This is a genomic window from Micromonospora sp. NPDC047521, from assembly GCF_055587305.1.
Map to the genome: position 1 here is coordinate 424,810 of NZ_JBVJGN010000002.1, position 25,436 is coordinate 450,245.

Sequence of the window (25,436 nt, forward strand, 5' to 3'; positions counted from 1 at the left end):
TGTCAGTTGCTGGCCAGCGCGTCCGCCGCCGACGGGTCGCAGTCGCGCAGGAACTGGGCGCACCGGGCCGCCTCGTCGGCCTCGCCGATCTCGTCGGCGGCCCGGGAGAGCACGTACAGGCAGCGCAGGAAGCCCCGGTTCGGCTCGTGCGACCACGGCACCGGGCCGTGGCCCTTCCAGCCGCTGCGGCGCAGCTGGTCCAGGCCGCGGTGGTAGCCGGTGCGCGCGTACGCGTACCCCGTCACCACGTGACCCTGCGCGAACGCCCGGGCCGCGAGCGCGGCCCACGCCGCGCTGTAGGTCGGGAAACGGGCCGCCACCTCGGCGAACGCCTCGTCCGTGCCGGCCTCCTCGGCGGCGGCCAGGGCGGCGTCAGCCTCGTCGTGCGCGGGCAGGAGGGTGGCCGGTGGCTCTGGCAAAAGGTTCTGCATCGCCCCATTCAACCCGCTGGACAGGGCGACACGCGAGCGGGTCGGCCGGCGCGTTCGGCTGAACGGCTGAGGGTTTGCTCACGCCTGCGGCCTATGCCGCCGCCAGGTGTTTTCTATTACAACTAATGGTCCGGAGCCTCCCCAGGACCCGGTTACGCAGGAGCCCGGCGGCCACGGCCACCGGGCTCCTGTCGTGCCACCGCCGGCCCCGGGTTTGGCAGGTGGCGGCGGGCGGGCAGGATTGCCGGGTGCCGACCCCACCTCCCGCGGACGTCATCGAGCCGCACCTGCACACCGACGAGATCCAGACCCGCGACGAGTTCGACAGGCAGTTGGCCACCGGCCGACTGACCGGCCTGACCGTGCAGGGGCTGCGCCTCGACCTCGACCCGGTGCCCGACCTGACAGGCGTCGAGGTAGCGGGCACCCTCTTCGTGGGCTGCCGGTTCGCCTCCCGGGACGTGGGCGCCGACCTGGTCCGGCGCGGTGCGAACGTGGTGCCGCCGTTCTCCGGGCTGCCGTACCCGACCCAGCCGACGCACCTCTACACCCCTGAGGAGCTGGCCGAGGGGTTCGCCGAGGGCGGGTTCGCCGGGATGTACGACACCCGGGTGTACGAGCACTACCGGGCGCACGGCGGCGCGCTGCCGGACGTCAAGGAGGCGCTCGGCCAGCGGCTGCACGATCACGGCGTGGACAACGCGTTGGGCGACGCCACCCGGGCCTGGCTGTCCGCGTACGGGCCGCAGTCGGTGGTGGGGATCATGGGCGGGCACGCGGTGCGGCGCGGCAGTGCGGCGTACCGGATGGCCGCCGTGCTGGGTTGGGAGCTGGCGCGGGCCGACCGGCTGGTGGTGACCGGCGGCGGGCCCGGCGTGATGGAGGCGGCGAACCTCGGCGCGTACCTGGCGGACCAGTCGGCGGCGGAGCTGACGGCGGCTATCGACCTGCTGGCGGCGGCGCCCGACTTCACCGACCACCACAGGTACACGGCTGCGGCGTTGGCGGTACGGCAGCGGTACGCGGGAGTGCCCCGGCAGCGTCGCACCGACGCCGGGTGGGCGCGCGCCGGTGGGCTGGCCATCCCGACCTGGCTGTACGGGCACGAGCCGGCGAACCTGTTCGCCGGTCGGATCGCCAAGTACTTCTCCAACGCGATCCGCGAGGACACCATCCTGCGACTCGCCCGCGGCGGCATCGTCTTCGCCCCGGGGCGGGCGGGCACCGTGCAGGAGGTGTTCCAGGCGGCCACCAAGACCTACTACGGCACCGACGGGGCCAGCGGCGCGTACATCTTCCTGGATCGTGGCTACTGGACCACCGAGCTGCCGGTGGAGGCGTTGCTGCGCCCGCTGCTGGCGGCGTCGCCGTTCGGCGACCTGTCGGCGACGATCCACCTCACCGACGACGTCCGCGAGGCCGTACGCCTGCTGACGACCTGACGGCGACGGCCGGCTCCCCGTGAGGAGAGCCGGCCGTCTGTCGAACGTCGTTACTTGGCCATCGTGGTGCCGGTGGAGCGCAGGTGCTCGCACGCCTCGACGACCCGGGCGGCCAGGCCGGCCTCGGCGGCCTTGCCCCAGGTACGCGGGTCGTACTGCTTCTTGTTGCCGACCTCGCCGTCGATCTTCAGCACGCCGTCGTAGTTACGGAGCATGTGGTCCGCGACGGGTCGGGTGAAGGCGTACTGGGTGTCGGTGTCGATGTTCATCTTCACGACGCCGTAGTCCAGTGCCTCGCGGATCTCGCTGAGCAGGGAGCCGGAGCCGCCGTGGAAGACCAGGCTGAGCGGCTTGTCCTTGCCGTACTTGGCGCCGACCGCCTCCTGGATCTGGTTGAGGATCTCGGGGCGGAGCTTGACGTTGCCCGGCTTGTAGACGCCGTGCACGTTGCCGAAGGTCAGCGCCGCCATGTAGCGGCCCTTCTCGCCGAGGCCGAGCGCCTCGACCATGGCCAGGCCGTCCTCGACAGTGGTGTAGAGCTTGTCGTTGATGGCGTTCTCGACGCCGTCCTCCTCGCCACCGACGACGCCGACCTCGATCTCGAGGACGATCTTGCCCTTGGCGGCCTCGTCGAGGAGCTGCGACGCGATCTGGAGGTTCTCGGCGACCGGCACGGCCGAGCCGTCCCACATGTGCGACTGGTACAGCGGCTGCTCGCCGCGCTTCACGCGCTCCTGCGAGATGGCCATCAGCGGACGCACGAACCCGTCCAGCTTGTCCTTCGGGCAGTGGTCGGTGTGCAGCGCGATGTTGACCGGGTACTTCTTGGCCACCTCGTGCGCGTACGCGGCGAACGCCACCGCGCCGGTGACCATGTCCTTGATCGAGGGGCCGGACAGGTACTCGGCGCCACCCGTGGAGACCTGGATGATGCCGTCGCTCTCCGCGTCGGCGAAGCCCTTGAGCGCCGCGTTCAGCGTCTGGGAGGAGGTCACGTTGATCGCGGGGTACGCATACCGGCCAGCCTTGGCGCGGTCCAGCATCTCCGCGTAAGCCTCGGGGGAAGCGATGGGCATGTGATGCGCTCCTTACTTACCACTCTCGGCCGTGCTGGCCGCTGTTGTTCACGTGTGCGCCGGACCGCGCTGTCCTCCACCCGGAAGTATCCCGTAGGTGAGGTGCGTCGGAACAACCGACCCGGGTACGGCCGTTCACCGGCGGTCCAGGTTGTCCGGCACGATGACGCTGATCAGCCAGGTGACCACTGTCATCACGATCGCTCCCCAGAAGGCCGGCCAGAAACCGTCCACCTGGAACGGCAGGTCGAGCCCGCTGGCGATCCGGTCGGTGAGCAGGAAGAGCAGCGCGTTGACCACCAGCGCGAACAGGCCCAGGGTCAGCAGGTAGAACACGCAGCCCACGACCTTGATCACGGGCTTGAGCACCGCGTTGATCACGCCGAAGATCAGGGCGACCACGATCAGGGTGAGGACCGTGTTGCCGCCCGAGCGGCCGTTCACGTCCACCCCGGGCACGATCAGCGTGGTAATCCACAGCGCGACAGCGGTGATCGCCAGTCGAATGAGGAAGCCCACGGCCCCATCCTGGCATCGGCGCGCACCCCCGAGGGGGCGATTCCGCCGACTCGGCTTCCGGGCGTGCCGCCGGCACAGCCCGTACGGTGGGTGGGGACCGTGCACCGAGACCCCCGGGAGGGACGATGGGTCAGCCCGACGAGGACTTCACCCCCGGCGACCACCTCGCCGCGGACGAGCGTGACCCCGAGGCGGAGCCGGCCGACGCGGTCGAGCAGGCCACGGTGGCCGGCCCCGCCGACGTCGACGGCGAGCCGCAGCGGGGCCTGGAGGTCGACGACTGGGACGCGATGGAGCAGGCCCGGGTGGTCACCGGGGACGAGGACGACTACCGCTAGCCACCGGGGGGCCTACTGCCCGTTGCGGCAGAGGTGGTAGGCCGTTCGGGCCTTTTGACGGACATCTATCCGTCAGAGCCACCGGAGATGCCGCCGTCTCCCTAGGTTGGACGGGCGCCACCGTTTTCCACGGGAGGACCCCCATGTTCAAGCACCCGATCCGCTGGCTGGCAGGCCTCGGCGCCGCAGGCGCGTTGGTCGCCGCCTCCGTCACCCCCGCCGTGGCCGCCCCCGCACCCACTGTCGAGCCCTACTTCCAGGACTCCACGCTGGCCGTCGGCGCGGCGCCGGTCACCCGCCGGTTGTTCCTGTTCGCCGACCGGCCGACGGTCCTCACCGACGTCTTCCTGCGGTACGACTACCGCTCCCTGGCCAACAAGATCACTGTTGCCCCGGCCGACGGCCAGACGTGCACAGCGCCGGAGCCGGGTGTCCTGGTCTGCGAGGATCCCTACGGCATCGACATCAGCGAGCTGCCGCCGCTGGGCGGCGGGATCCACCGCGGCGTGGCCGAGCGGGTACGCATCGCCGCCACCGACGACGCGCAGCTCGGCGACTCCGGCGACATCGCTGTCAGCTTCGAGGCTGCCGGCGGGCAGCGCGGCAGCTACACCTCGCAGGTTCGCATCGGCGAGGGGGTCGACCTGGCCGGCGGTCCGTTCACCGACCACTCCGGCACGCCGGGCGGAACTGTCACGCTTCCGCTTGTCGTGGCCAACGTCGGCGCCACGACCGTCAGGGGTTTCGTCGCGGTCTTCGACCTGCGCTACTCGTTCCGGGCCACGGACCGGTTCAGCAACTGCCTCTACTCCGGCGACCACCTGCTCTCCTGTCAGTTCGACGAGGAGATCCCGGCCGGCGAGGCAGTCGGCACCACGTTGGACTTACAACTCGCCAGGGACACCTACGCCCCGAGCAACCAGTCCGGCTACGCCCAGTTCATGACCAAGGCCGACTTCGAGGACCTGGGCCGGGTACGCGACGACGTCGGCGCCCGGGCGGCCACCCGCGGCGGCGGCGCGAAGCTGACCCTGGCCGAGGCTCCCAGCAGGATGCGGCAGGCCGACCAGACCGACGTCGGCCCCGGCTACGACTACACCGGGTGGAACGTCAAGGTCACCGGCAGGAACGGCACCGACCTCGCGGCCATCGGCGACACCCTCAAGGGCGGCGTCGGCGCGGTCGTCACGGCAACCGTCGGCTTCCGGAACAACGGCCCGGCGACGCTCGACAAGGTGAACGCTGACTACGAGGCCGCCACCCACACGGACGTCGAACTACCGCCGGGCACCACCGCCGTCCGGACCCCCGTCGGTTGCCACCTGCGCCAGGGCACCCGGACGTACGTGTGCGCCTCGGACATGCTCCTGGTGGCGGGTAAGAGCTACACCATGGACTTCCAGCTGCGCATCGACAGGGTCATCCCCAACGCCCGGGGTGCGGTACGGGTCAACGCGCCGTGCGAATGCCCCGCCGGCGGCAGCTTCGAGAACGACATCAAGCCCGCCAACGACAGGGCCACGATCCTGGTCAACGCGCGGGCCGGCGGCGGTGACCCGGGTGACGGCGCTGGCGGTGGCGGTGGCACGCTACCCATCACCGGCACCCCCACCGGCCTGCTCGCCGGCATCGGTGGCCTGCTGCTCGTCGCCGGTGTGGCGAGCTACCTGCTCGCCCGGCGTCGGACGACCCAGTTCATCGCCTGACGTCAGCGTGGCGCCCCGCCGTCCAGATCTGGACGGCGGGGCGCGTCGCCGCACACCGCTTCAACGGACGGCGTCGACCCGCTTCGGGTGGCGGGCCGTCCAGTCGCCGAGCCGGTCCTCCCGCAGCGCGGCCAGGAACTCGGGCGCACCCTTCGGGTCGAGGCGCAGGTGCCAGGCAGGTCCGGCCGACTCGACGACCGGCAGGCTGAGCCCGACCGGCTCGACCGACCGCAGCGCCGGGACGAGCCGCAACAGGTCCAGCGCGGCGGCCCGGTCGGGTGACACCACGAGGTCCGGGCCGACGGCGGCCAGCAGCCTGGCGAGGCGTACCGGATCGGTGAGCACGCCCTGGTCGGTGGCCTGCCGGAGCAGCCCGGCGGCGAAGAGCCGGGCGTTGCGTTCCCGGTCCTGGCCACCGTTCGGCAGGCCGTAGCGCTGACGCAGCAGGTCGACCGCCGCAGCCCCGCCGAGACGCTGACACCCGGCCGGGAAGACGCGCTTCGTGTGCACCGAACGCACCTGCTCGGGCAGACACACAGGCACACCGCCCACGGTGTCGGTAAACGTCCGCACCGCGGAGTAGGTCAGCACCACGCCGGCGTCCACCCGTACGCCGGTCAACTCGGCCACCGTACGGCGGGTCAGCTCGTAGCCCTTCGCGGCCTGCGGCCTGCTGAACCCGGCACCGAACGGAAACGCGGCGTTCAACTTGTCCGTCCCGTGGCCCGGGATCGACACGTCCAGGTCACGTGGCAGCGACACCAGGTACGGGCGACTGCGGTCGGCCGGGATGTGCACCAGCAGCAGCGCGTCCGACCGCGACGCCTCCGGCCCCTCGCCGTCGAGGCCGAGCAGCAGGATGTTCAGGGCGCCCGTCGGAGCCGGTCGGCTGGACTCCCCGAGCAGATCCGCGACCGGTGGCGGCCCGGCGCGCTCCGGGGTCAACAGGGGCACCCCGATCCCCAGGACGCCGAGCAGCGCCAACGCCGCACCACCGGCCTGCCACCGCCGCCGACGGCGACGCCGACGCGCCACCAGGCGGTCGATCGCAGCCCGCAGTGGACCTGTCGGCGGGGTCAGCGGCTCGTGCCGAGCGAAGGCGGCACGCAGGTCATCCTCGATCATGAGCGAACCTCCACGTACTCGGCCCGGAGCGTGGCCAGGGCCCGGGAGATGGACGAACGTACGGTCCCGACGGCACAGCCGAGGATCTCGGCGATCTCGGCGTCGGGCAGGTCCTCGTAGTACCGCAGCACGAGCGTCGCGCGCTGGCGGCGCGGCAGCCGGGACAGCCAGGACCAGACCTGGTCCCGGTCCACGGCCGACTGGGCGTGGTCGGCGGACGCCGGCACGGACTCGTCGGGCTCTCCGCGCAGGAGCACCCGGCGCATCCACGAGCCGCGCTTCCAGTCGACGTACTGGTTGGTGAGCATCCGGCGCACGTACCGCTCGGGCGAGTCCGCCCGGGCGACCCGCCGCCAGTTCAACTGGACCCGGACCATCGTCTCCTGCACCAGATCCTGCGCCTGATGCGGATCGCCGGTGAGCATCACCGCGTACCGCAGCAGCGGTGCCAGTCGCGTGTCCGCGAACTCCTCGTACGTCACTGCACCTCCCGGGCTCCTGCCTCAGATGACGGGAGCGGGTAGCCGGAACGTTGCGGTGACACTGATCAACCGTTCGGCTCGTGTTGGCTTCCCGGCGGTGCTCGGGGCCGTGCGCAACCTTAGGGATTCCTTAAGATCCACGGGCTGCACCCTGAATCTTCCCCGCACTGGAGGAACCCCCTCATGCTCACCCACTCCACCCGGCGTTGGCTCGCCGGGCTGGGCGTCGCAGGCGCGTTCGTCGCCGCCTCCGCCAGCCCGGCCCTCGCCGAGGAGCCCTCGAACGAGGTCTTCCTTTACGCCAACAACGCTCTCCTCGCCGCTGGCGGTGAGGCCAAGTCCGTCACGCTGCTGGCCTTCGCGGAGGCACTGCCCGAGGAATTCACGGTCACCGTCGGTCGCGGCGCAGTGACCGACTTCGCCTCGGTCACCCTCGCCGACGACTCGGCGGACTGCACGGAGTCGGGTCCGGTCATCGCCTGCAAGTTCAAGGGCGCCGAGACCATCGACTACGTCCTCGATCTGACCGTCAAGGCCAAGAAATCCGCCAAGGTAGGGCAGAAGGGTGACCTCAACCTGACTCTGGCCGCGAAGGGCCGTCCGAGCGTCACCGTCATGTCCACCGTCGAGATTGGCGAGGGCGTCGATCTCAAGGCGGACGAGACGCTCGAGGTCTCCGGAGCGCCAGGTGCCTCGGTTAAGGCGCCGCTGCGGGTCGCGAACGTCGGCGACAAGGCTGCCCGCAACACGGTGCTGCTCCTGAGCACCATGTCCAGCATCGCCCCCGCCCAGCGGTACTCGAACTGCTCCTACCTGAGCGAGTTCGGGGCGAACTTCGCCCAGTGCGAGTTCAAGCAGGGGATCGAGCCGGGTGCCGTCCTCCAACTGGACGCCTCGTCCGCGCTGAAGATCGCGTCGGACACCTGGGCCCCCAGCACGCAGTACGGCTCGGGACTGTGGTTCGCCGATGGCGACTGGGCCGAGTTCCTCGCGGACTCCCCGTTCGAGAGCGACGACTGGGAGAAGGGCACCGGCGCCGAGTTGAGCCTGGTCCCGGCGCCGACCACGCTGGCCCGGCAGCTCAAGCAGACCGACAAGGACTCCAGCAACAACCACACCGAGATCGTGGCTACCGTGACTGGCAACCAGCGGGCCGACGTGGCCGCCAACGGCACCCAGGTGGCTGGTGGTGTCGGCAAGACGGTCACCGCCAAGGTGGGGTTCACCAACAACGGGCCAGCCATGATCAATTCGTATTCCCCGAATGAGCTCGTCACCGCAGCTGAGATCACCATTCCGGCCGGTGCCACCGCCGTGACCGCGCCGGCTGACTGCTCCCCGTTCGAGAACGGCGAGGAGGTCGGCGGTTACGGCGAGCCGGGTGCTCGCGTCTACTTCTGCGAGTGGTACGGCAACCTGCACAAGGGTGACGCCGCCGTGTTCGAGTTCGGACTGCGCATCGACAAGCTGGCCGCCGCGGCGGGTTCCGTCCACCTGCTGCACTTCAACCTGGACGGGCAGGGTTCCACCGTCGCCGACCTCGACCCGAAGAACGACACCGCGGCGTTCACCATCAAGGGCGCGACCGACGGCCAGGGTGGAGGCGAGGGCGGCGAGGGTGACGGCGGCGCGCTGCCGATCACCGGTGAGTCGACCGGCCTGATCGCCGGCATCGGCGCGCTACTGCTCGCCGCGGGTGTCGGCGGCTACCTGGTGGCCAAGCGTCGCCGGACCCGCTTCGTCGCCTGATCCTTTCCGCGCCGATAGGTGCCCCGCCGACCAGCCGGTCGGCGGGGCACCGTCGTTCGTGGCGGCGCGGGTGTGTGGGAAGGCCCGGTCCGGCGCGGCCCGCGGCTGCGCCTTCGGTACCCTTTGTGGCCGTGGACACAGCTGAGACGACCCGCGCTCTCATGGAGAGCGTCGCCCTGAACCCGCTCGACCCCAAGGAGCTGTTGCAGACCTTCGGGCTGATCGGCGTCTGGGTGATCCTCTTCGCCGAGACCGGCCTGCTGGTGGGCTTCTTCTTCCCGGGGGACTCGCTGCTGTTCCTCGCCGGCGTGGCGGCTTCGCCGGTGGCGGACGCCATCTTCGGTGACGGCACCCGGCTCTCTCTGGCCGGCCTGCTGATCGGTGGGCCGATCTGCGCGATCGTCGGTGCCCAGCTGGGCCACTGGCTCGGCGCGCGGTACGGGCGGCCGATGTTCGAGCGGCCGAACTCGCGGCTCTTCAAGAAGGAGTATGTCGAGAAGGCCGAGTACTACTTCCAGAAGTTCGGCCCGGCGAAGGCAGTGGTTCTGGCGCGCTTCATCCCGATCGTCCGCACCTTCCTCAACCCGGTCGCCGGTGCGCTGGGCATGCCGGCCCGGCAGTTCCTGATCTGGAACATCGTCGGCGCGGTGCTCTGGGTGGACGGCATCCTGCTGATCGGCTACCTGCTTGCCGACCGGATCTACCGGGCGATCGGCGACAAGATCGACCACTACATCCTGCCGGTGGTGGCCTTGATCATCGTGATCTCGGTGCTGCCGATCTTCTTCGAGTTCCTGCGTGACAGGCGGGCCCGTAAGCGCGGCGAGGCGGTCGCCGTGGTCGCGGCGGCAAGCGCCGCCGGCGCGGTGGACGCGGTCCGCGAGGCGTTCGACCACGACGACGAGCACGACCGGCGGCGGCCGCAACACGGCCAGGACCACTGAGCATCGGGTACGACGACGGCCGGCCCCCTGGTGCGGGGGTCGGCCGTCGGCATGTCGGACCCGGCCTCCGGCGGTGCGGCCGGGGACGAGCAGGTATCAGTGACCGGTGGCGCCACCCCTGGCTCGCCACCGGACACCGTCCCGGAGTGGGACGGTGCGCAGCGCCTACGTCAGCGGGCCTTCTTGGTGGCCCGCTTGCGCGGCGGGGTCAGCAGGTCCGCGATCGTCGCGATCGCACTCGGGACCAGGCTGTAGTACGCCCAGACACCGCGCTTCTCCCGCTGCAGCAAGCCAGCCTCGGTGAGGATGCGCAGGTGGTGACTGACCGTCGGCTGGGAGAGGCCGAGGGGTGCGGTCAGGTCACAGACGCACGCCTCGCCCTCGGGGGCCGACTGGATCAGGCTGAGCAGCCGCAGCCGAGCAGGATCGGCGAGGGCCTTGAGGACCCCCGCGAGACGCTCGGCATCGGCACGTTCGATCGGCTCGCCGTTAAGCGGCGAGATCTGAGGCATAGTCATTTCGGCCAACGCAGTTCCCACGTATTCCATCCTTCCACCAGCAGCATCGATCCGCCTGCATATCAGCAGATCCGAATCGGCAAATTTTTACGCCACAAGGCCGAGGTCAGCCAACGTATAGGCCGCCCGGTACGGCAATCCGGCGGCTCGCACCGCGTCGCCGGCGCCTCGATCAACAATAACCGCCACACCCACGACTTCCGCTCCGGCCTCACGTAGCGCCTTGACCGCGGTCATAACGCTTCCGCCCGTCGTGGACGTGTCCTCCACCGCCAACACGCGGCGGCCGGCCACCTCCGGTCCCTCGATCCGCCGCTGCAGACCGTGCGCCTTGCCCGCCTTGCGCACCACAAAGGCGTCCAGAGCGCGACCGGTCGGAGCGGCGGCATGCAGCATCGAGAGCGCGACAGGGTCCGCGCCCAGGGTGAGTCCGCCGACGGCGTCGTACTCCCAGTCGGCGGTGAGGTCGAGCAGCACTCGACCGACCAACGGAGCGGCCTGGTGATGGAGCGTGACACGTCGCAGATCGACGTACCAGTCTGCCTCGCGCCCCGAGGACAGCACGACCCGTCCGTGCACCACAGCCAGGTCGGTAATGAATTTACGCAGGTCGTCGTGGTCCCCCATGGCGATAGAGGTTACTGCGCAAGTCTGGACGCCGTGTGGACGGCCCACCCCGATCAGGCTGACGAGGGACCGATGGTTGGCGATGCATGACTACGCTGAGCGACCGGCTCGATTGCGGCGCGCCAACGTTGTCACGGCGACGACCGGGGGTTGGACGGGTGCGGCGCTCAGCGTTCGTCGCGACCGATCCGGCCGCGGGTGTCCCGCGCGACCACCTGGAGCAGCCGGCGCGGCGCGTGGCGCAGACCGGCGACGGCCACCTTGTACTTCCACGCCGGGATGCTTACCAATTTGCCTTTGCCCAGGTCACGTAGGGCTTCGTCGACCACGTCCTCGGCTTTCAGCCACATCCACTCAGGTGTCTTCGACATGTTGATGCCGGCCCGCTTGTGGAATTCGGTGCGGGTGTAGCCGGGGCAGAGGGCCATCACCCGCACCCCGTACGGCCGCGCCGACTGGCCCACAGACTCGCTGAAGTTGGTGACCCACGCCTTGCTGGCCGAGTAGGTCGATCCCGGCATCACCGCGCCGAAACCCGCAACGGAAGAGACATTTATCACTGCCCCGGCGCGCCGTTCGGTCATCGGTCGCAGCGCTGCGAGGGTCAGTCGCATGACGGCGTGCACATTGAGCCGCAGCAGGCGCGCCTCCTCCTCGGCCGTGGAGCGGAGGAACGGTTTGTTGAGGCTGATGCCGGCGTTGTTCACCAGAAGGTGCACCGGGTTGCCGCTACTCAGCCGCTGCTCGACGGCGTCGCAGCCGTCGTCGGTGGACAGGTCCGCCGACAGCGTCTCCACCTCGTGGCCGTGCCGGGACCCCAACTCGGCGGCCAACTCCGTCAGCCGGCCCGCGTCCCGGGCGACCAGCACCAGGTGCCAACCGTCGGAGGCGAGCCGTCGAGCGAACGCCGCACCGATGCCGGCTGTCGCGCCGGTGACCAGGGCCCGTCGCTCGGCGGTCGCGGGGTCGAGCGTCACGGGCGGTCCTCACCTGGGCGGATACGGGGGCGGCGGCTGGTGCGGTGCGGGTGGGAACCCGGGCGGAGCGGCTGGCGCGGTCGGCGCCGACGGGCGGTGTCGACCGAACCAGGCGTTCGCCGCCGGCAGTGCCAGCAACGTAGCTACCACAAGGTAACCGAGGCCCTGCCCCACGGAAAGACCGGCGTTGACGGGGATCCACCACGACGGGTACGCGTCCGCGATCAGGCCCAGCAGCTCGGCGGTGGCCCGTTCGCCGTCGCCCAGCCGCAGCGGCGCGGCGCGCTCACCGACGAGCACGGCCACGCTGCAACAGCCGGCGAGCAGGCCGAGCCCGCAGACGACCCAGGTGGCCACCCGAACGCCACGCCTACCAGTGAGCAGCGCCAGTGCCAGACCGGCCAGCAGGACCGCGGAGAACGCCGCCACCACAGCCGTCAGCACCGTGGACAACCGCAACAGCGTCGCCACCTCGTCGATCTGCTGCGGGTTCGCCGACGTGTCCCGGGCGGCCGAGCGGAACGCGTCGACAGTCCGCCCCAGCACCGCCAGGTCGACGACGGTGTACGCGAGCGCGGCGACAGCCATCACCAACAGCACCGCCGTGGCCAGCAGGACCACGGCGGGCCGTCGGGCCGGTGCCGATTCGGGGTACGACACGACGAATCCCTCCGGTAGGCGTCGGGTTGCAACCTACTCGGAGGGATCGTCGGCGTCGTGCTTATCGAGCCGTCAGCTCGACGGCGGGGTGGTGCCGGGACGGTCGGCCGGCGGGGTGTCGTCCGGCCGGTCCGCACTGGACGGCGGGGTGCTCGGCTGCACCGGCCCCGGCGTCGACGGGTAGCCCGGCTCGCCGGTCGACGGGTAACCCGGCTGACCGGACTGCCCGGGAGTCTGCGGGTACCCCGGGTAGCTGGCCCCCGGCGTCGGCGGCTCCCAGCCGACGGCGGGCTTGCGGAAGAACTCGTTGGCCTTCGGCAGCGCCAGCAGGATCAGCGCCGCGAGAAGGGCGAGCAGGCTGACCACACCCAGCAGCAGGCTGACCGGGGTGACCCAGGACGGCACAGCCTCCTCGATGCGGCGCTGGACCTCCTCGCCGCTCGGGCCACCGGCGGTGTCCCCACCGCTGGTGAAGCTGCCGGCCGCACCACTGATGAGGCCGCCACCCGTGCAGCAGATCATGATGCCGCCGACGATCCAGGTGGTGATCCGGGAGCCGTTGCGGCCCTGGTTGTTGAACAGGGCCAGCACGCCCAGCACGATCGCGAGCAGCAGCAGCAGGATGCCGCTCCCGATACCGATGGCGAAGAAGACATCCGCCACCTGGTCGGGATTTTGAATGGAACTGCCCGCGTACGCGTCGCGGATCGCGTCCCGCGTCTTGCCGATGGTGGCGAGCGTGATGATCAGGCTGATCACCTGGCACGCGAGGAACAGGAAAAGCAGATAACTGGAAATCGTCACGATGGACGGCCGCTGACGGGCCGGCGTGCTCTGGGTATCGACCACGATTCTCCTTCCCTAGATCGCGCCCACACCGTATCGACAACCGGCCACCCGGGCATGCCGTGGCGGGCCGGCGCGTCCCCGCCCGACCGGGCTCAGTGCCCCTCGGGGGTGGGTCGGATCGCCAGGTCGGCGGGGTCGAGCAGGTCGCCGCGGGCCACCCGCCAGCCCTCCTCGCCGTACGCCTCGAAGGAGAGTCGCGCGGCGCCGCCGGACTGGTAGTCGTGGTAACGCATCGTCCCGGCCGACGGAAGTTCGGTCTCACCGATGGCGGTGTAGCGCGCCTGCCCGGTCTCGGACCAGGTGTACCGCCGCCCGTCGAGGTCGATCGTCGGGGCGCCCGGGCTGACCTTCGCGCCGGGCTCGGCGGTCCAGAGCACCAGCTCCAACTCGGGGCCATCCTCCACGGAGAGCCGGCGTCGACCGCCGGACCCGTCGTCGAGCAGGTGCTGCACCCAGCTCCAGTCCCCCTCGACGAGGCGGATGGTGCCGCTGACGACGTACTCCTGTCGGCGGATCCGCACGCGGTCGCCAAGGGCCAGGCGGTGCGGGCCGCCGGTCGGCGCCTCCACCGGCCGGCCGCCGGGCCGGGCCGTCGCCGCCCGGTGGGCCCGCACGACGGCCACCACCGCCGCGAGCACACCGCCCGCCACCAGGGACGTCACCAGCGCGTCCACCCGACCACCTCCCCAGGTACGTCGGCGCAGACGTTAACAATCCTCGGCACCCGCGTGGCCGGTCCTGTGGCCGACAGCTCAGCTAGCGGGAGTCGTCGGGTGCCGCCGCCGGCGGTCCGGCCGTCGTGCCCGTGGTCAGGTGCGCGGTCGGGTCGGGGCAGATGAGGTAGCCGGGCGGGAGCGGCTGGCCCGGCGGCAGGAGGCCCGGCACACCCGCACCCGGCGGCACCAGCGGGACGCCCGGATAGCCGTACCCGGTCGGGGCGTAGGTGGGGACGGGCAGTGCCCAGGCGGTGGGGGCGGGCTGCGCCTGGGCGGGCGCGGTCGCCGGCACGAACCAGCGGTTCGCGGGCGGCAGCGCCAGCAGCAGGACCACCGCCGTGGTGAGCGTCAGGACGGTGAGTACGCCCAGACCCGCCGCCGGGAAGAACAGGTCGTCCCAGGGGTCGGTGCCGGCGTAGAGCGTGTCGAAGAACGTGGAGGTCTCCCATTCCGCGTCCCACTCCGCCGGCGGCTCCGTCTCCATCTCGGCGGTGGTCAGCAGGGGCACGAGGAACCCGCCGGAGCAGCACTGGGCGAAGCAGACGAGCAGTTGCGTGCCACTGGCGACGAAGACCAGGATCCGCGCGACGTTGGCGCCCCGTCGGACCGGGGCGGCGGTCACCGCCAGCCACATCGCGAGCAGCACCGCCGGTATGCCGAAGATCAGCGCCATGGCGACGTTGCCCTGCCGTTCCCCGGCCACCTCGGCCGGGTCGGCGTCCGGCACCAGTCGCACCGCGCGGTCGATCTGGCTGTCGAAGTGCACCGCCTCGGCGGCCACCAGCGCGGCCAGGCCGAGCAGGACCAGCACCACGGTGAGTTGCAGCCAGAAGGCGATGGTCACGGTGGCGGGCCGGGGCGGGCGGATCGCGGTGGCGGGCGGACTCATGGCTCGCAACGTACGGCGGGTCACCGGCCGCCGGCAGGACCGATCGGACAGCCCCGACCGGCGAATGGATCATGCTGCGGTGAGGCGCTGGGTGGCGTAGTTCCCGAGGGTCTCGCGGTCCATCACGCACCCGACGAACGTGGTGAACTCGGTCGGGTCGTCCCGCAGCGACGTCCACGCCGCCCGGGCCGCCGCCGGATCGAGCCGTTCCAGCAGCGTGGCCGCGTACGCCCGGCCGGCGGGTGTGCCGTCGGCCAGCACCCGGTCGAGCTGTCGGCGTACCTCCTCGGGGTGGTCGGCGAGGGCGGCCTCGACCCGGTGGTACGCCTCGGTGACCGGCAGCAGCGTGTTGGCGATGCCGACACCGCCGAAGGCGAGCGTGTCAGCCGACACCAACTGGTCGACGGCCGCACCGAGGTCCCGTTCCCACGCTTTCCGCATCCCGAACATGCCCTCACCCTTTCCCCGATCGTCCACCTCCCACCCTGTTGATCAAGAGGTTTGCGTCATCTGCAGACGTCCCGATGACGCAAACCTCTTGATCGTCGCCGCAGCCGGCGGACGCCGGCGCTGTCAGGCCGGGGTTACCGTGAGGGTGTTGGTGGCGGGGTCCAGGTCCGTCTTCACCGTGTCGCCGTCGCGGACCGACCCACTCAGCAGGGCCTTGGCCAGCTGGTCTCCGATGGCCGTCTGGACCAGGCGGCGCAGCGGGCGGGCACCGTAGATCGGGTCGTAGCCGTGCTCGGCCAACCACTGGCGCGCGGACTCGGTGATGTCCAGCGCCAGTCGGCGATCCGCCAGACGCCTGCGCATCCGGTCCAGCTGGATGTCGACGATGGACCGCAGGTCGTCCCCCCGCAGCGAGGCGAAGACCACGATGTCGTCCAGCCGGTTGAGGAACTCGGGCTTGAAGTGCGACCGGACCACGGCGAGCACACCCTCCCGGCGCTGCTCGTCGGCGAGCGTCAGGTCGCTGATCACCGACGACCCGAGGTTCGAGGTGAGGATCAGGATCGCGTTGCGGAAGTCCACAGTGCGGCCCTGACCGTCGGTGAGCCGACCGTCGTCGAGCACCTGGAGCAGCACGTCGAACACATCCGGGTGCGCCTTCTCCACCTCGTCCAGCAGGATCACAGAGTACGGGCGGCGGCGCACCGCCTCGGTGAGCTGACCGCCCTCCTCGTAGCCGACGTAGCCGGGCGGGGCGCCGACCAGGCGGGCGACTGAGTGCTTCTCGCCGTACTCGCTCATGTCGATGCGGACCATTGCCCGCTCGTCGTCGAAGAGGAACTCGGCGAGCGCCTTCGCCAGCTCGGTCTTGCCGACACCTGTCGGGCCGAGGAAGAGGAAGCTGCCCGTCGGCCGGTCCGGGTCGGCGACACCCGCCCGCGCCCGGCGTACGGCGTCGGAAACCGCGCTCACGGCCTCGGCCTGGCCGACCACCCGGCTGGCCAGCGACTCCTCCATGCGCAGCAGCTTGGCCGTCTCGCCCTCCAGCAGCCGTCCCGCCGGAATGCCCGTCCAGGAGGCGACGACGGCCGCGATGTCGTCCGCGCCGACCTCCTCCTTGAGCATCGCGCCGTCGGCCTGGAGTCGGGCCAGCTCCTCGGCCGCCTGCGTCAGCTCCACCTTGAGGGCGGGGATGCGGCCGTAGCGCAGCTCGGCGGCGCGCTCCAGCTCGCCGTCGCGCTCGGCCCGTTCGGCCTCGCCGCCCAGGCGTTCCAGCTCCTCCTTGGCGGTGGAGAGCTTGGTGATGTGGCTCTTCTCGGTCTGCCACCGCTCGGAGAGCACGGTGAGCTGTTCGCGCTTGTCGGCCAGTTCCTTGCGCAGCCGCTCCAGCCGCTCGGCGGAGGCCGCGTCCGGCTCCTTGGCCAGGGCCATCTCCTCGATCTCCAGCCGGCGGACCGCCCGCTCGATCTCGTCGACCTCGACCGGCCGGGAGTCGATCTCCATCCGCAGCCGGGAGGCGGACTCGTCCACCAGGTCGATCGCCTTGTCCGGCAGGAACCGGTCGGTGATGTAACGGTCGGAGAGGGTGGCGGCGGCGACAAGCGCGGCGTCGGTGATCCGTACGCCGTGGTGCACCTCGTAGCGCTCCTTGAGCCCCCGCAGGATGCCGATGGTGTCCTCGATGGTCGGCTCGCCGACAAGCACCGGCTGGAAACGCCGCTCCAGCGCCGGGTCCTTCTCGATGTGCTCGCGGTACTCGTCGAGCGTGGTGGCGCCGACCATCCGCAGCTCACCACGGGCGAGCATCGGCTTGAGCATGTTGCCGGCGTCCATCGAGCCCTCGCCCTTGCCGGCGCCGACGACCGTGTGCAGCTCGTCGAGGAACGTGATGACCTGCCCGTTGGAGTTCTTGATCTCCTCCAGGACGGACTTCAGCCGCTCCTCGAACTGCCCCCGGTACTGCGCGCCGGCGACCATCGCGCCGAGGTCCAGTGAGACCAGCTTCTTGTCGCGCAGCGACTCGGGGACGTCGCCGGCCACGATCCGCTGGGCGAGACCCTCGACGATCGCGGTCTTTCCGACGCCTGGTTCGCCGATCAGCACCGGGTTGTTCTTGGTACGACGGGAGAGGACCTGGATGACCCGGCGGATCTCCGAGTCCCGGCCGATCACCGGGTCGATCTTGCCGTCGCGGGCGCTGGCGGTCAGGTCGACGCCGTACTTGCTGAGGGCCTGGTAGGTCTGCTCCGGGTCGGCAGTGGTGACCCGCCGGTCCCCGCCCCGGACGGTCGGGAAGGCGGCCACAAGGGCCTCCTCGGTGGCGCCCGCGGTCTTCAGCGCGCCGGACACCGCGCCACCCACCCGGGCCAGGCCGGCGAGCAGGTGCTCGGTGGACGTGTACTCGTCGCCAAGCGGCCGGGCGATCTGCTCGGCGGCGCCGATGGCGTTGACGAACTCGCGGGCCAGTGTCGGCTCGGCGATGCTGGAGCCCCGTGCCGCAGGCAGGGCGTCGACCGCCCGCTGGGCGGCCCGGCGCAGCTCGGCGGGGTCGGCCCCGACGGCGCGCAGCAGGCCGGCGGCGGTCGAGCCGTCGGTGTCCAGCAGGGACAGCAGCAGGTGCCAGGGCTCCACGGTGGCGTGGCCGCGCTGGTTGGCCAGCGCGACGGCACCGGTGATGGTTTCGCGGCTCTTGGTGGTGAGTCTTTCCGTGTTCATGGGCTCCCCCGGATCGGCGTTGTCCACTGGGTTGGACGCAACCAGAGTTGAGCGTATTCCACTCAACCTTAGCCTGTGACGGCCGTCACGTCCGCTGCCGCCACCGCCAGTCGAACTCACCAGCCGCCGGGGGCGGGCCGGGCAGGGGGTCGGCGTCCGGCACCGTGGACAGGCCGGCCAGCAACACCGCGAGCTGCCGGCGGCGCAGCTGCCCGGTCCGTTCCGGATCGGGTACGCGGACCGCGGCGCAGCCCTCCAGCAGCAGCCCAAGGTCCTGCACCACGACATCGGGGCGCAGCCGGCCGCTTGCGTGCGCCCGGTCGACGAGTGCGGCGGCCAGCTCCCCGGCGCGTACCGCGTCGCGCCCCATCTCCTCGGTCGGGGCGAACGTGCCGGCCAGGTGGACGGTGAGCGAGTGCACGTCGGCGTCGACGATCCGGGCAAGGAATCCGGTGAACGCGGCCCAGTCGTCCGCCTCGGCCAGCGCCGCCTCGGCCTCCGCCAGATAGCGGCGCAGCCCGTCGTGGCAGAGCTGGCGCAGCAGGTCCTCCTTGCCCGCGTACCTCCGGTAGAGGGCGCTGATGCCGACGCCCGCGCGTTCGGCGACGGCGGCGATCGGGGCCTTCGGGTCGTCGAGGAAGACGGCGCGGGCAGCTTCGAGGATCACCTCGTCGTTGCGGGCGGCCTGCGCCCGGCGCCCGGCAAGCGCGTTTCCGGAAGTCGTCGGCATGGCTCCACAGTAACAGTGGAACGGATCGTTCCGGTCTGCTATCGTTCTACCAGAACGAAACATTCCGTTCCGAAGGAGCCCCGCATGACCGGCACCGCGATCCGCCCGTTCCGCGTCGAGATCCCGCAGACCGCCCTCGACGACCTGGCCGCCCGACTTGGCCGCACCATCTGGCCCGACGAGCTGCCGGGCGTCGGCGACGCGTACGGGATGCGCAACGACCGCGTCCGCGCCCTCGCCGACCGGTGGCGGGACGGGTTCGACTGGCGGGCCGTCGAGGCCCGGCTGAACGCCCACCCGCAGTTCGTCACCGAGATCGACGGCGAGCAGATCCACTTCCTGCACGTCAGGTCGTCCCGGCCGGACGCCACCGCCCTGGTGCTCACCCACGGCTGGCCGGGCTCGGTGCTGGAGTACCTGGACGTCATCGGCCCGCTCACCGAGCCGAACGACCCGGCAGCGCCGGCCTTCCACGTGGTCATCCCGTCGCTGCCGGGCTTCGGGTTCTCCGGCCCCACCCGCAGCGCCGGCTGGAACCGGCACCGCACGGCCCGCGCCTGGGCCGAGCTGATGAACCGCCTGGGGTACGACAGCTACGGCGCGGTCGGCAACGACGGCGGCTCGTTGATCTCGCCGGAGCTGGGCCGGATCGACCGCAAGCACGTGCTCGGCGTGCACGTCACCCAGATCTTCTCGTTCCCGTCCGGCGACCCGGCCGAGTTCGCCGACCTGTCCGAGGCGGACCAGGCGGCGCTGGCGCACCTCCAGTGGTTCTACGAGAACAAGTTCTCCTTCAACCAGGTGCACAGCCAGCAGCCGCAGACCCTGGCGTACGCGCTGGCCGACTCGCCCGTCGGGCTGCTGGCCTGGAACGCGCAACTCTTCGACGAGAGCCTGGACGCCGAGTTCATCCTGGCCAACGTCGCCCTCTACTGGTTCACCGGCACCGCCGCCTCGGCGATCCGCTTCTACTGGGAGGACGCGCACACCGACGAGCAGCCGGCCGAGCCGACGACGGCGCCCACCGCGGTGGCCATGTTCCCCGGCGACTTCCAGTCCATCCGCCGCTTCGCCGAGCGGGACCACGCGAACATCGTCCGCTGGACGGCGTACGGCACGGACGTCGATGGGCGCGGCGACGTCGGCGGCCACTACGCCGCCCACCAGGCAACCGATGTCCTGGTCGAGGACATCCGCGAGTTCTTCGCCAGCCTCCGCTGACACCCGCTCCCACCAAGATCTGCCGCTTGTTAACGAGGCGGTAGCCTTGGTGGGTGCGAGTACGTGTCGAGCAGACCGCCTTACCCGGGATCGGGGTACGTCACGATCTGGTGACGGAGTCCGGACGCCGCCTGGGCGTCGTCTCTCACCGCAATGGTCGCCGTGACCTAGTCCTCTACGATCCCGACGACCCCGACTCCTGCCAGGCGGACATCCCGCTGACGGACGACGAGGCGGAGGCGCTTGCCGACATCCTCGGCGCGTCGCTGATGCTCGGTCAGCTCTCCGGGCTCCGCGAGCAGGCCGCCGGCCTGCTCACCGAGCAGATCGCCATCACGGCGGGGTCGCGGTACGTCAACAGGCAGCTCAGCGAAACCAAGGCGCGTACCCGCACCAGCGCCTCCATCGTGGCGGTGCTGCGCGACGGCGAGGTCATCGTCTCGCCGCTTCCCTCCTTCCGCTTCGCGGCCGGCGACGTGGTGGTCGTCGTCGGGACCCGCAGGGGTCTCGACGGCGTATCCGCCATCCTCGCCGACAGTGACCCGGACGGCTGAGGCGGATGCACGACTCCACCACACTGCTCGTCGAAGTCGGCGCGCTGCTCCTCCTGCTCGGTGTCCTCGGTCGGCTCAGCCGTCGCGTCGGCCTCTCACCCATCCCCCTCTACCTGCTGGCCGGGCTCGCCTTCGGGCACGGTGGGCTGCTCCCGCTGGCGGCCAGCGAGGAGTTCTTCGCGGTCGGCGCCGAGATCGGCGTCATCCTGCTGCTGGTGATGCTCGGCCTGGAGTACTCGGCCAACGAACTCGTCGGCAACCTCCGGTCGGCGGCCCCGGCCGGGCTGATCGACGGGGTGCTCAACGCGCTGCCCGGCGCGGCGTTCGCCCTGCTGCTCGGCTGGGACTGGGTGGCGGCCCTGGTGCTCGGCGGCATCACCTGGGTCTCCTCCTCCGGGGTGATCGCCAAGGTCCTCGCCGACCTGGGCCGACTCGGTAACCGGGAAACCCCTGTCATCCTCTCGGTGCTCGTGATCGAAGACCTGGCGATGGCGCTCTACCTGCCGCTGGTCACCGCGGTACTGGCCGGGACCGGTCTGCTCGGCGGCGGCATCGCACTCACCGTCGCCGTGGGCACGGTGCTGATCGTGCTGGTGGTCGCCATCCGGTACGGCCACCTCATCTCGTCCGCCCTGTCGGCGAAGGACCCGGAGGCGCTGCTGCTCGGCGTACTCGGTCTGACCCTGCTGATCGCCGGCATCGCGGCGAAGCTCCAGGTGTCGGCGGCGGTCGGCGCGTTCCTGGTCGGCATCGCGCTCTCCGGCCCGGTGGCGCACCACGCGACCGAACTGCTCTCCCCCCTGCGGGACCTGTTCGCCGCCGTGTTCTTCGTGTTCTTCGGCCTGGTCACCGATCCACGGGACATCCCGCCGGTGCTGCTGCCGGCGCTCGCCCTGGCCATCGTCACCATGGCGACGAAGACGCTCACCGGTTACCTGGCGGCCCGACGGGTCGGCATCGCCGAACCCGGTCGTTGGCGGGCCGGTCTGGCACTCGTACCCCGTGGTGAGTTCTCCATCGTCATCGCCGGGCTCGCGGTAGCCGCCGGCAGCGTCGAGCCTCGGCTGGCGGCCCTGGCCACGGCGTACGTGCTCATCACAGTGGTGACCGGCCCGATGCTGGCCCGGCTGCCCGACTTCCCGTGGTTCAAGCGGTGGCTGCGCACCCGCGCCGCCGCGGCGGCCCAACGCACGGTGCCGGTTCCGATCCAGGACTGACGCCGCTCCGGCCAACGGTTGCCGAATTGCTCCGCAGGGGGACTACCGCAGCACCCGGCGGCGGGTTACCGTTTCGCCCCAGCAGCCAGCGTTCGCGGGTGGGCACCTGCCCACCCGCGGGCGAGAGCGGAAGGTTGGCCGGTGAGCGTGCAGGAGTCGACGTTCCACGGCTTCGCCAACCCCGTCGATCCAACTCCGGCGGAGTTGCGAGCTTGGGCGTACCAGCCCGATTCGGTGCCGTTGGCTTCCATGCCACCGGACTGGGACCTCCTGGTCTCCGGTGACCGGCTGGTGCTGACGCTCTTCGATCTGGCGATGGACCCGACCTGCCCGGCCCGGCGCTTCGCGCTGCACTGCCTCTACATCTACGCGGCCGACGGCATCCGGACGAAATTCCGCGCCCACCCCAAGCGCCGCTTCCGCAAGCTGGTGGAGCAGGCCGAGCGGGAGGGCGACGAGCTGATGAAGATCTGGGCGCACAACGGCCGGGTGCTGCTGGCCCGCCCGGATCTGTTCGTCTACCGGGACTGGTGCGAAGGCGGCCTGGTCCGCGAGAACCGCCGCCTCGGCTGAGCTGGTCGAGGCCGGGAGTCAGCAGGGCGAACGGGCCGGGACCCCCCGTGGGTCCCGGCCCGCACGTCGGTCACCGGTCAGTCCCGCTTGCGTTCGGTCTCGGCTCGGGCCTGGTCGACGCCGTGGTCGGTCTGGTCCGCGAACCGCCCCTCTTTGATCCGGTCCCGGAAGGTTCCCTCGGTGACCTTGTCGAACTTCTCGCGGACGGTGTCGGCCAGGTTCTCCAACCGTTCCTCGGTCTGTTGGGCGACCTTCTTCGCCGGCTCCGCCACTGCTCCCCCTCGCCATGCCGACAGGTCCGAATTAAGCCGGTTGGACCTGTATCGACAGGTTAACGGAAGCGGCCCGGCCCGCGCCGGGAAATCGGGGCGCGGGCCGGGCCGGACAAGCGAAGAAGAGGTCAGCGATCGGGCGTACGGCGGGGCCGCCAGACCACCAGTGCGGTGGACGTGCGATTGGTGGGCACCAGATCACGGCCCGGGAAACGGGCAAGCGACTCCAGCTCGGCCACCCGGCGGTACGCGGCGTCCAACTCCGCCTCCAGCCGGGCCACCCGCTGCTGCGCCTGCTCCAGCAGACGCTCCAGCCCGATGATCCGCTTGACCCCGGCGAGGTTGATCCCGTCGTCCTGGCTGAGCCGCTGCACCTCGCGCAGCAGCACCACGTCGCGCACGCTGTACCGACGCCCGCCACCGGCCGCCCGACCGGGCTGCACCAGCCCCAGCCGGTCGTACTGGCGCAGGGTCTGCGGATGCATCCCCGCCATCCGCGCCGCGACCGAGATCATCAGCACCTTGGCCTCGTAGGCAGGGTCACCCGAACCGAGGAACTCGCCCGACATGCCGCTCACCTCCGCGTCCATCCCACCGGACTAACTGACCCGACGCACCCGAGCGTCGAGATGTTCCCGCGCAGCCGGCGGACTCTGCTCGGCGAACGCCTCCAACGCCGTACGCGCCTCGTCGGACAGTCGAGCCGGCACCACCACGTCCAATGTGACAAGCAGATCGCCTGCCTGCCCGTCGCGGCGCACCACACCCTTGCCCCGCGCCCGCAGCACCCGGCCGCTCGGCGTACCCGGCGGCACCCGCAGGGTCACCGCGCCGTCGAGCGTGGGCACCCGCAGGTCCGTGCCGAGCACTGCCTCCGCGAAGGTCACCGGCACGGTAAGGGTCAGGTCGTCACCGGTACGCCCGAACAGCTCGTCCGGCCGGACCTTGACATGCACGAACAGGTCGCCGGCCGGACCGCCGCGCTCGCCCGGCTCACCGCGCCCGGCAAGCCGGATGCGTTGGCCGTCGGCCACCCCGGCCGGGAAGCGCACGTTCATCGTTCGGGTCTTGGTGACCCCACCGCTGCCGTGGCACTCGGGGCACTTCTCCTCGACCACGGTGCCGACGCCCTGGCAGTTGCGGCACGGCTCGGAGAAGCTGAACGACCCCTGGTTGCGGGTGGTGACCCCGGCGCCGTGGCAGACCGGGCAGGTACGCGGCTGGGTGCCGGGCTTGGCGCCGTTGCCGTGGCAGGTGTCGCAGACACCCGGGGCGCGCAGCGTGAGGGGCAGTGTCACCCCGCGTACCGCGTCGCCGAAGTCGAGCGCCACCTCGGTCTCGACGTCCCGACCACGGGCCGGACCGCGCGGCGCGGCCTGCCCGGCGCCCTGCCCACCGGAGAAGATCGAACTGAACAGGTCCTGGAAGCCGGCACCGCCGAAGCGACGGTCACCACCTCCGGCAGCGCCGCCGCCGAACAGGTCGGAGACGTCGAACGGCATACCGCCCGGCTGGCCGCCGCCCCGGGCGTTGCGCCGGAACGCGCCCGACCCGAACAGCGAACGCATCTCGTCGTACTCCCGGCGGCGGCCGGCGTCCGAGAGCACGTTGTACGCCTCGGACGCGGCCTTGAACCGCTCCTCGGCCTTGGCGTCGCCCGGGTTGTGGTCCGGGTGCGACTCCCGCGCCACCTTGCGGTACGCCTTCTTGATGTCATCCGCGGAGGCGGCCTTGTCCACGCCGAGCACGGCGTAGAAGTCCTTCTCGAGCCAGTCCTTCGAACTCACCGGTCCACCCCCTTCCAACAGTCGTGGCCCGGCCGTCCCGCCCGCCGCGCGGCGGGCGGGACGGCCCGGTCACCGTCTCGCACTATTCCGGATCCGCGACCGCGACAAGAGCGGGGCGCAGCAGCCGCTCACCGAGCTGGTAGCCGCGCCGCATGACCTGCACGCAGGTCGGTTCGCTGACCTCGGTCGAGGTCTGGTGCGCGACCGCCTCGTGCCGGGTCGGGTCGAACGGGTCGCCCTGCTCGCCGAAGGCGTTCAGACCGAACTTGCCGAGCGCGGTGGTGAGCTGTTCCGCCACCGTGCCGAACGGCCCGACCAGGTCGCCGTGTTCCCGGGCCCGGTCCAGGTCGTCCAGGATCGGCAGCAGCGCGGCCAGCACCGAACCGGTCGCCTGCTCCTGCACCAGGCTGCGGTCCCGGTCCACCCGCTTGCGGTAGTTGGCGTACTCCGCCGACACCCGTTGCAGGTCCCGGGTCCTCTCGTCCAGCTCGGCCCGCAGCGCCTCCAGCTCGGCACCGAGGGAGGTGCCGGGCGCGCTGCCGTCCGCCGGCTTCGCCGGGGCGTCCACCACCGGCGGGCCGGACGTCTCCGGACCGTCGGTGGAGTTGACCTCGACCTCGATCTCGTCGACCACGATCTCGGCGTCCTCGACAAGGCCCTCGGCGGGAACGTCGCTCCCCGCGTCGGCGGCCGCGCCCTCCGGCTCCGTCGCGTCGCTGATCTTGCGGTTGTTGCGGATGACGACCCGCTCCTCGGCACCGGTGTTCGGCTCCGTGGGCGCGGAGCCACCCGGCGTCGACCCGGTGTCGCCCGGGTCGGCGGCTCGTGGCTTCTGCGTCATGCGGCTACCTCATCCCTTCGCCGTGGAT

28 protein-coding genes are annotated in these 25,436 nt (G+C 71.1%); 9 read left to right on the forward strand and 19 right to left on the reverse strand.

The window, feature by feature from the left end; all coding sequences use genetic code 11:
* Positions 1–2: 2 nt before the first annotated feature.
* Positions 3–431, reverse strand: a complete 429-nt coding sequence (locus ACZ6N8_RS05890) for a DUF3151 domain-containing protein (protein WP_466007857.1) — start codon at positions 429–431, stop codon at positions 3–5.
* A 248-nt stretch (positions 432–679) separates the two neighbouring features.
* Here ACZ6N8_RS05890 and ACZ6N8_RS05895 point away from each other — a divergent pair, with 248 nt between their 5' ends.
* Positions 680–1,873: an LOG family protein gene (locus ACZ6N8_RS05895; RefSeq protein ID WP_466007859.1), complete on the forward strand. Its 1,194-nt coding sequence runs from the start codon at positions 680–682 to the stop codon at positions 1,871–1,873.
* A 50-nt stretch (positions 1,874–1,923) separates the two neighbouring features.
* Here the strand turns inward: ACZ6N8_RS05895 and fbaA are convergent, their stop codons facing one another.
* The gene (fbaA, locus tag ACZ6N8_RS05900; RefSeq protein ID WP_466007861.1) at positions 1,924–2,949 is read right to left on the reverse strand and encodes a class II fructose-bisphosphate aldolase; all 1,026 of its coding nucleotides are present in this window, start codon (positions 2,947–2,949) and stop codon (positions 1,924–1,926) included.
* 135 nt (positions 2,950–3,084) lie between these two features.
* Positions 3,085–3,468, reverse strand: a complete 384-nt coding sequence (locus ACZ6N8_RS05905) for a phage holin family protein (protein WP_466007862.1) — start codon at positions 3,466–3,468, stop codon at positions 3,085–3,087.
* 125 nt (positions 3,469–3,593) lie between these two features.
* Between ACZ6N8_RS05905 and ACZ6N8_RS05910 the strand changes: the two genes are divergently transcribed.
* Together ACZ6N8_RS05910 and ACZ6N8_RS05915 are read left to right on the forward strand one after the other, a co-directional pair.
* The gene (locus ACZ6N8_RS05910; RefSeq protein WP_466007864.1) at positions 3,594–3,806 is read left to right on the forward strand and encodes a hypothetical protein; all 213 of its coding nucleotides are present in this window, start codon (positions 3,594–3,596) and stop codon (positions 3,804–3,806) included.
* A 143-nt stretch (positions 3,807–3,949) separates the two neighbouring features.
* Positions 3,950–5,512, forward strand: a complete 1,563-nt coding sequence (locus ACZ6N8_RS05915; RefSeq protein WP_466007866.1) for an LPXTG cell wall anchor domain-containing protein — start codon at positions 3,950–3,952, stop codon at positions 5,510–5,512.
* A gap of 60 nt (positions 5,513–5,572) precedes the next feature.
* Here ACZ6N8_RS05915 and ACZ6N8_RS05920 read toward each other — a convergent pair whose 3' ends face one another.
* A complete protein-coding gene (locus tag ACZ6N8_RS05920) occupies positions 5,573–6,637 on the reverse strand; it encodes an LCP family protein (RefSeq protein ID WP_466007868.1) in 1,065 nt (354 codons plus the stop codon).
* Positions 6,634–7,119 carry a SigE family RNA polymerase sigma factor gene (locus ACZ6N8_RS05925; RefSeq protein WP_364369788.1) on the reverse strand — a complete coding sequence of 162 codons (486 nt, stop codon included), beginning with the start codon at positions 7,117–7,119 and terminating at the stop codon, positions 6,634–6,636. The genes ACZ6N8_RS05920 and ACZ6N8_RS05925 overlap by 4 nt, the downstream gene beginning before the upstream one ends.
* A gap of 183 nt (positions 7,120–7,302) precedes the next feature.
* Between ACZ6N8_RS05925 and ACZ6N8_RS05930 the strand changes: the two genes are divergently transcribed.
* Together ACZ6N8_RS05930 and ACZ6N8_RS05935 are read left to right on the forward strand one after the other, a co-directional pair.
* The gene (locus ACZ6N8_RS05930) at positions 7,303–8,868 is read left to right on the forward strand and encodes an LPXTG cell wall anchor domain-containing protein (protein ID WP_466007870.1); all 1,566 of its coding nucleotides are present in this window, start codon (positions 7,303–7,305) and stop codon (positions 8,866–8,868) included.
* 161 nt (positions 8,869–9,029) lie between these two features.
* On the forward strand, positions 9,030–9,812 hold the full coding sequence (locus ACZ6N8_RS05935; RefSeq protein WP_466008326.1) for a DedA family protein: 783 nt from the start codon (positions 9,030–9,032) through the stop codon (positions 9,810–9,812).
* A gap of 170 nt (positions 9,813–9,982) precedes the next feature.
* Here the strand turns inward: ACZ6N8_RS05935 and ACZ6N8_RS05940 are convergent, their stop codons facing one another.
* The 10 genes from ACZ6N8_RS05940 to ACZ6N8_RS05985 form a co-directional block, all read right to left on the reverse strand.
* Complete coding sequence (locus tag ACZ6N8_RS05940; RefSeq protein ID WP_030332125.1) at positions 9,983–10,360, reverse strand: ArsR/SmtB family transcription factor; 378 nt, start codon at positions 10,358–10,360, stop codon at positions 9,983–9,985.
* Positions 10,361–10,417: 57 nt separating this feature from the next.
* Positions 10,418–10,957: an orotate phosphoribosyltransferase gene (pyrE, locus tag ACZ6N8_RS05945; protein ID WP_466007872.1), complete on the reverse strand. Its 540-nt coding sequence runs from the start codon at positions 10,955–10,957 to the stop codon at positions 10,418–10,420.
* Positions 10,958–11,124: 167 nt separating this feature from the next.
* A complete protein-coding gene (locus ACZ6N8_RS05950) occupies positions 11,125–11,934 on the reverse strand; it encodes an SDR family NAD(P)-dependent oxidoreductase (RefSeq protein WP_466007874.1) in 810 nt (269 codons plus the stop codon).
* 9 nt (positions 11,935–11,943) lie between these two features.
* Positions 11,944–12,594 carry a hypothetical protein gene (locus ACZ6N8_RS05955; RefSeq protein ID WP_466007876.1) on the reverse strand — a complete coding sequence of 217 codons (651 nt, stop codon included), beginning with the start codon at positions 12,592–12,594 and terminating at the stop codon, positions 11,944–11,946.
* Positions 12,595–12,666: 72 nt separating this feature from the next.
* Complete coding sequence (locus tag ACZ6N8_RS05960) at positions 12,667–13,443, reverse strand: hypothetical protein (protein ID WP_387116916.1); 777 nt, start codon at positions 13,441–13,443, stop codon at positions 12,667–12,669.
* 92 nt (positions 13,444–13,535) lie between these two features.
* On the reverse strand, positions 13,536–14,117 hold the full coding sequence (locus ACZ6N8_RS05965; RefSeq protein ID WP_466007878.1) for a DUF4178 domain-containing protein: 582 nt from the start codon (positions 14,115–14,117) through the stop codon (positions 13,536–13,538).
* An 82-nt stretch (positions 14,118–14,199) separates the two neighbouring features.
* On the reverse strand, positions 14,200–15,048 hold the full coding sequence (locus ACZ6N8_RS05970) for a hypothetical protein (RefSeq protein WP_466007880.1): 849 nt from the start codon (positions 15,046–15,048) through the stop codon (positions 14,200–14,202).
* 69 nt (positions 15,049–15,117) lie between these two features.
* The gene (locus ACZ6N8_RS05975) at positions 15,118–15,525 is read right to left on the reverse strand and encodes a hypothetical protein (RefSeq protein WP_387116925.1); all 408 of its coding nucleotides are present in this window, start codon (positions 15,523–15,525) and stop codon (positions 15,118–15,120) included.
* Between the two features lie 96 nt (positions 15,526–15,621).
* Positions 15,622–18,213, reverse strand: a complete 2,592-nt coding sequence (gene clpB, locus ACZ6N8_RS05980) for an ATP-dependent chaperone ClpB (RefSeq protein ID WP_364369819.1) — start codon at positions 18,211–18,213, stop codon at positions 15,622–15,624.
* An 85-nt stretch (positions 18,214–18,298) separates the two neighbouring features.
* The gene (locus tag ACZ6N8_RS05985; RefSeq protein ID WP_466007882.1) at positions 18,299–18,943 is read right to left on the reverse strand and encodes a TetR/AcrR family transcriptional regulator; all 645 of its coding nucleotides are present in this window, start codon (positions 18,941–18,943) and stop codon (positions 18,299–18,301) included.
* 84 nt (positions 18,944–19,027) lie between these two features.
* On the opposite strand from ACZ6N8_RS05985, the gene ACZ6N8_RS05990 reads away from it, so the two are divergent.
* From ACZ6N8_RS05990 to ACZ6N8_RS06005, 4 genes are all read left to right on the forward strand, one after another.
* Positions 19,028–20,164, forward strand: a complete 1,137-nt coding sequence (locus tag ACZ6N8_RS05990; RefSeq protein WP_466007883.1) for an epoxide hydrolase family protein — start codon at positions 19,028–19,030, stop codon at positions 20,162–20,164.
* 53 nt (positions 20,165–20,217) lie between these two features.
* A complete protein-coding gene (locus tag ACZ6N8_RS05995) occupies positions 20,218–20,718 on the forward strand; it encodes a cation:proton antiporter regulatory subunit (RefSeq protein WP_364369831.1) in 501 nt (166 codons plus the stop codon).
* A gap of 5 nt (positions 20,719–20,723) precedes the next feature.
* The gene (locus ACZ6N8_RS06000) at positions 20,724–21,935 is read left to right on the forward strand and encodes a cation:proton antiporter (RefSeq protein WP_364369834.1); all 1,212 of its coding nucleotides are present in this window, start codon (positions 20,724–20,726) and stop codon (positions 21,933–21,935) included.
* A 141-nt stretch (positions 21,936–22,076) separates the two neighbouring features.
* Entirely contained in the window at positions 22,077–22,508 is a 432-nt protein-coding gene (locus ACZ6N8_RS06005; protein WP_139583603.1) for a hypothetical protein, read from the forward strand.
* Between the two features lie 77 nt (positions 22,509–22,585).
* On the opposite strand, the gene ACZ6N8_RS06010 is transcribed toward ACZ6N8_RS06005, so the two are convergent.
* The 4 genes from ACZ6N8_RS06010 to grpE all read right to left on the reverse strand — a co-directional run bounded on the left by ACZ6N8_RS06010 (position 22,586) and on the right by grpE (position 25,408).
* Entirely contained in the window at positions 22,586–22,780 is a 195-nt protein-coding gene (locus ACZ6N8_RS06010; RefSeq protein ID WP_364369837.1) for a hypothetical protein, read from the reverse strand.
* 128 nt (positions 22,781–22,908) lie between these two features.
* Entirely contained in the window at positions 22,909–23,349 is a 441-nt protein-coding gene (locus tag ACZ6N8_RS06015; protein ID WP_030332087.1) for a heat shock protein transcriptional repressor HspR, read from the reverse strand.
* Between the two features lie 30 nt (positions 23,350–23,379).
* Positions 23,380–24,567, reverse strand: coding sequence for a molecular chaperone DnaJ (gene dnaJ / locus ACZ6N8_RS06020; protein ID WP_364369840.1), 1,188 nt, complete (start codon positions 24,565–24,567; stop codon positions 23,380–23,382).
* An 82-nt stretch (positions 24,568–24,649) separates the two neighbouring features.
* The gene (gene grpE / locus ACZ6N8_RS06025) at positions 24,650–25,408 is read right to left on the reverse strand and encodes a nucleotide exchange factor GrpE (protein ID WP_466007886.1); all 759 of its coding nucleotides are present in this window, start codon (positions 25,406–25,408) and stop codon (positions 24,650–24,652) included.
* Positions 25,409–25,436: the final 28 nt, after the last annotated feature.

Bases quoted from the DNA above. Each gene is read 5' to 3' on its own strand.
- ACZ6N8_RS05990 (WP_466007883.1), top strand. From the start codon at position 19,028: ATGACCGGCACCGCGATCCGCCCGTTCCGCGTCGAGATCCCGCAGACC.
- ACZ6N8_RS05890 (WP_466007857.1), bottom strand. From the start codon at position 431: ATGCAGAACCTTTTGCCAGAGCCACCGGCCACCCTCCTGCCCGCGCAC.
- fbaA (WP_466007861.1), bottom strand. From the start codon at position 2,949: ATGCCCATCGCTTCCCCCGAGGCTTACGCGGAGATGCTGGACCGCGCC.
- ACZ6N8_RS05935 (WP_466008326.1), top strand. From the start codon at position 9,030: ATGGAGAGCGTCGCCCTGAACCCGCTCGACCCCAAGGAGCTGTTGCAG.
- ACZ6N8_RS05915 (WP_466007866.1), top strand. From the start codon at position 3,950: ATGTTCAAGCACCCGATCCGCTGGCTGGCAGGCCTCGGCGCCGCAGGC.
- ACZ6N8_RS05910 (WP_466007864.1), top strand. From the start codon at position 3,594: ATGGGTCAGCCCGACGAGGACTTCACCCCCGGCGACCACCTCGCCGCG.
- ACZ6N8_RS05940 (WP_030332125.1), bottom strand. From the start codon at position 10,360: ATGGAATACGTGGGAACTGCGTTGGCCGAAATGACTATGCCTCAGATC.
- pyrE (WP_466007872.1), bottom strand. From the start codon at position 10,957: ATGGGGGACCACGACGACCTGCGTAAATTCATTACCGACCTGGCTGTG.
- ACZ6N8_RS06015 (WP_030332087.1), bottom strand. From the start codon at position 23,349: ATGTCGGGCGAGTTCCTCGGTTCGGGTGACCCTGCCTACGAGGCCAAG.
- ACZ6N8_RS05985 (WP_466007882.1), bottom strand. From the start codon at position 18,943: ATGCCGACGACTTCCGGAAACGCGCTTGCCGGGCGCCGGGCGCAGGCC.
- ACZ6N8_RS05970 (WP_466007880.1), bottom strand. From the start codon at position 15,048: ATGAGTCCGCCCGCCACCGCGATCCGCCCGCCCCGGCCCGCCACCGTG.
- grpE (WP_466007886.1), bottom strand. From the start codon at position 25,408: ATGACGCAGAAGCCACGAGCCGCCGACCCGGGCGACACCGGGTCGACG.
- ACZ6N8_RS05920 (WP_466007868.1), bottom strand. From the start codon at position 6,637: ATGATCGAGGATGACCTGCGTGCCGCCTTCGCTCGGCACGAGCCGCTG.
- clpB (WP_364369819.1), bottom strand. From the start codon at position 18,213: ATGAACACGGAAAGACTCACCACCAAGAGCCGCGAAACCATCACCGGT.
- ACZ6N8_RS06000 (WP_364369834.1), top strand. From the start codon at position 20,724: ATGCACGACTCCACCACACTGCTCGTCGAAGTCGGCGCGCTGCTCCTC.
- ACZ6N8_RS05930 (WP_466007870.1), top strand. From the start codon at position 7,303: ATGCTCACCCACTCCACCCGGCGTTGGCTCGCCGGGCTGGGCGTCGCA.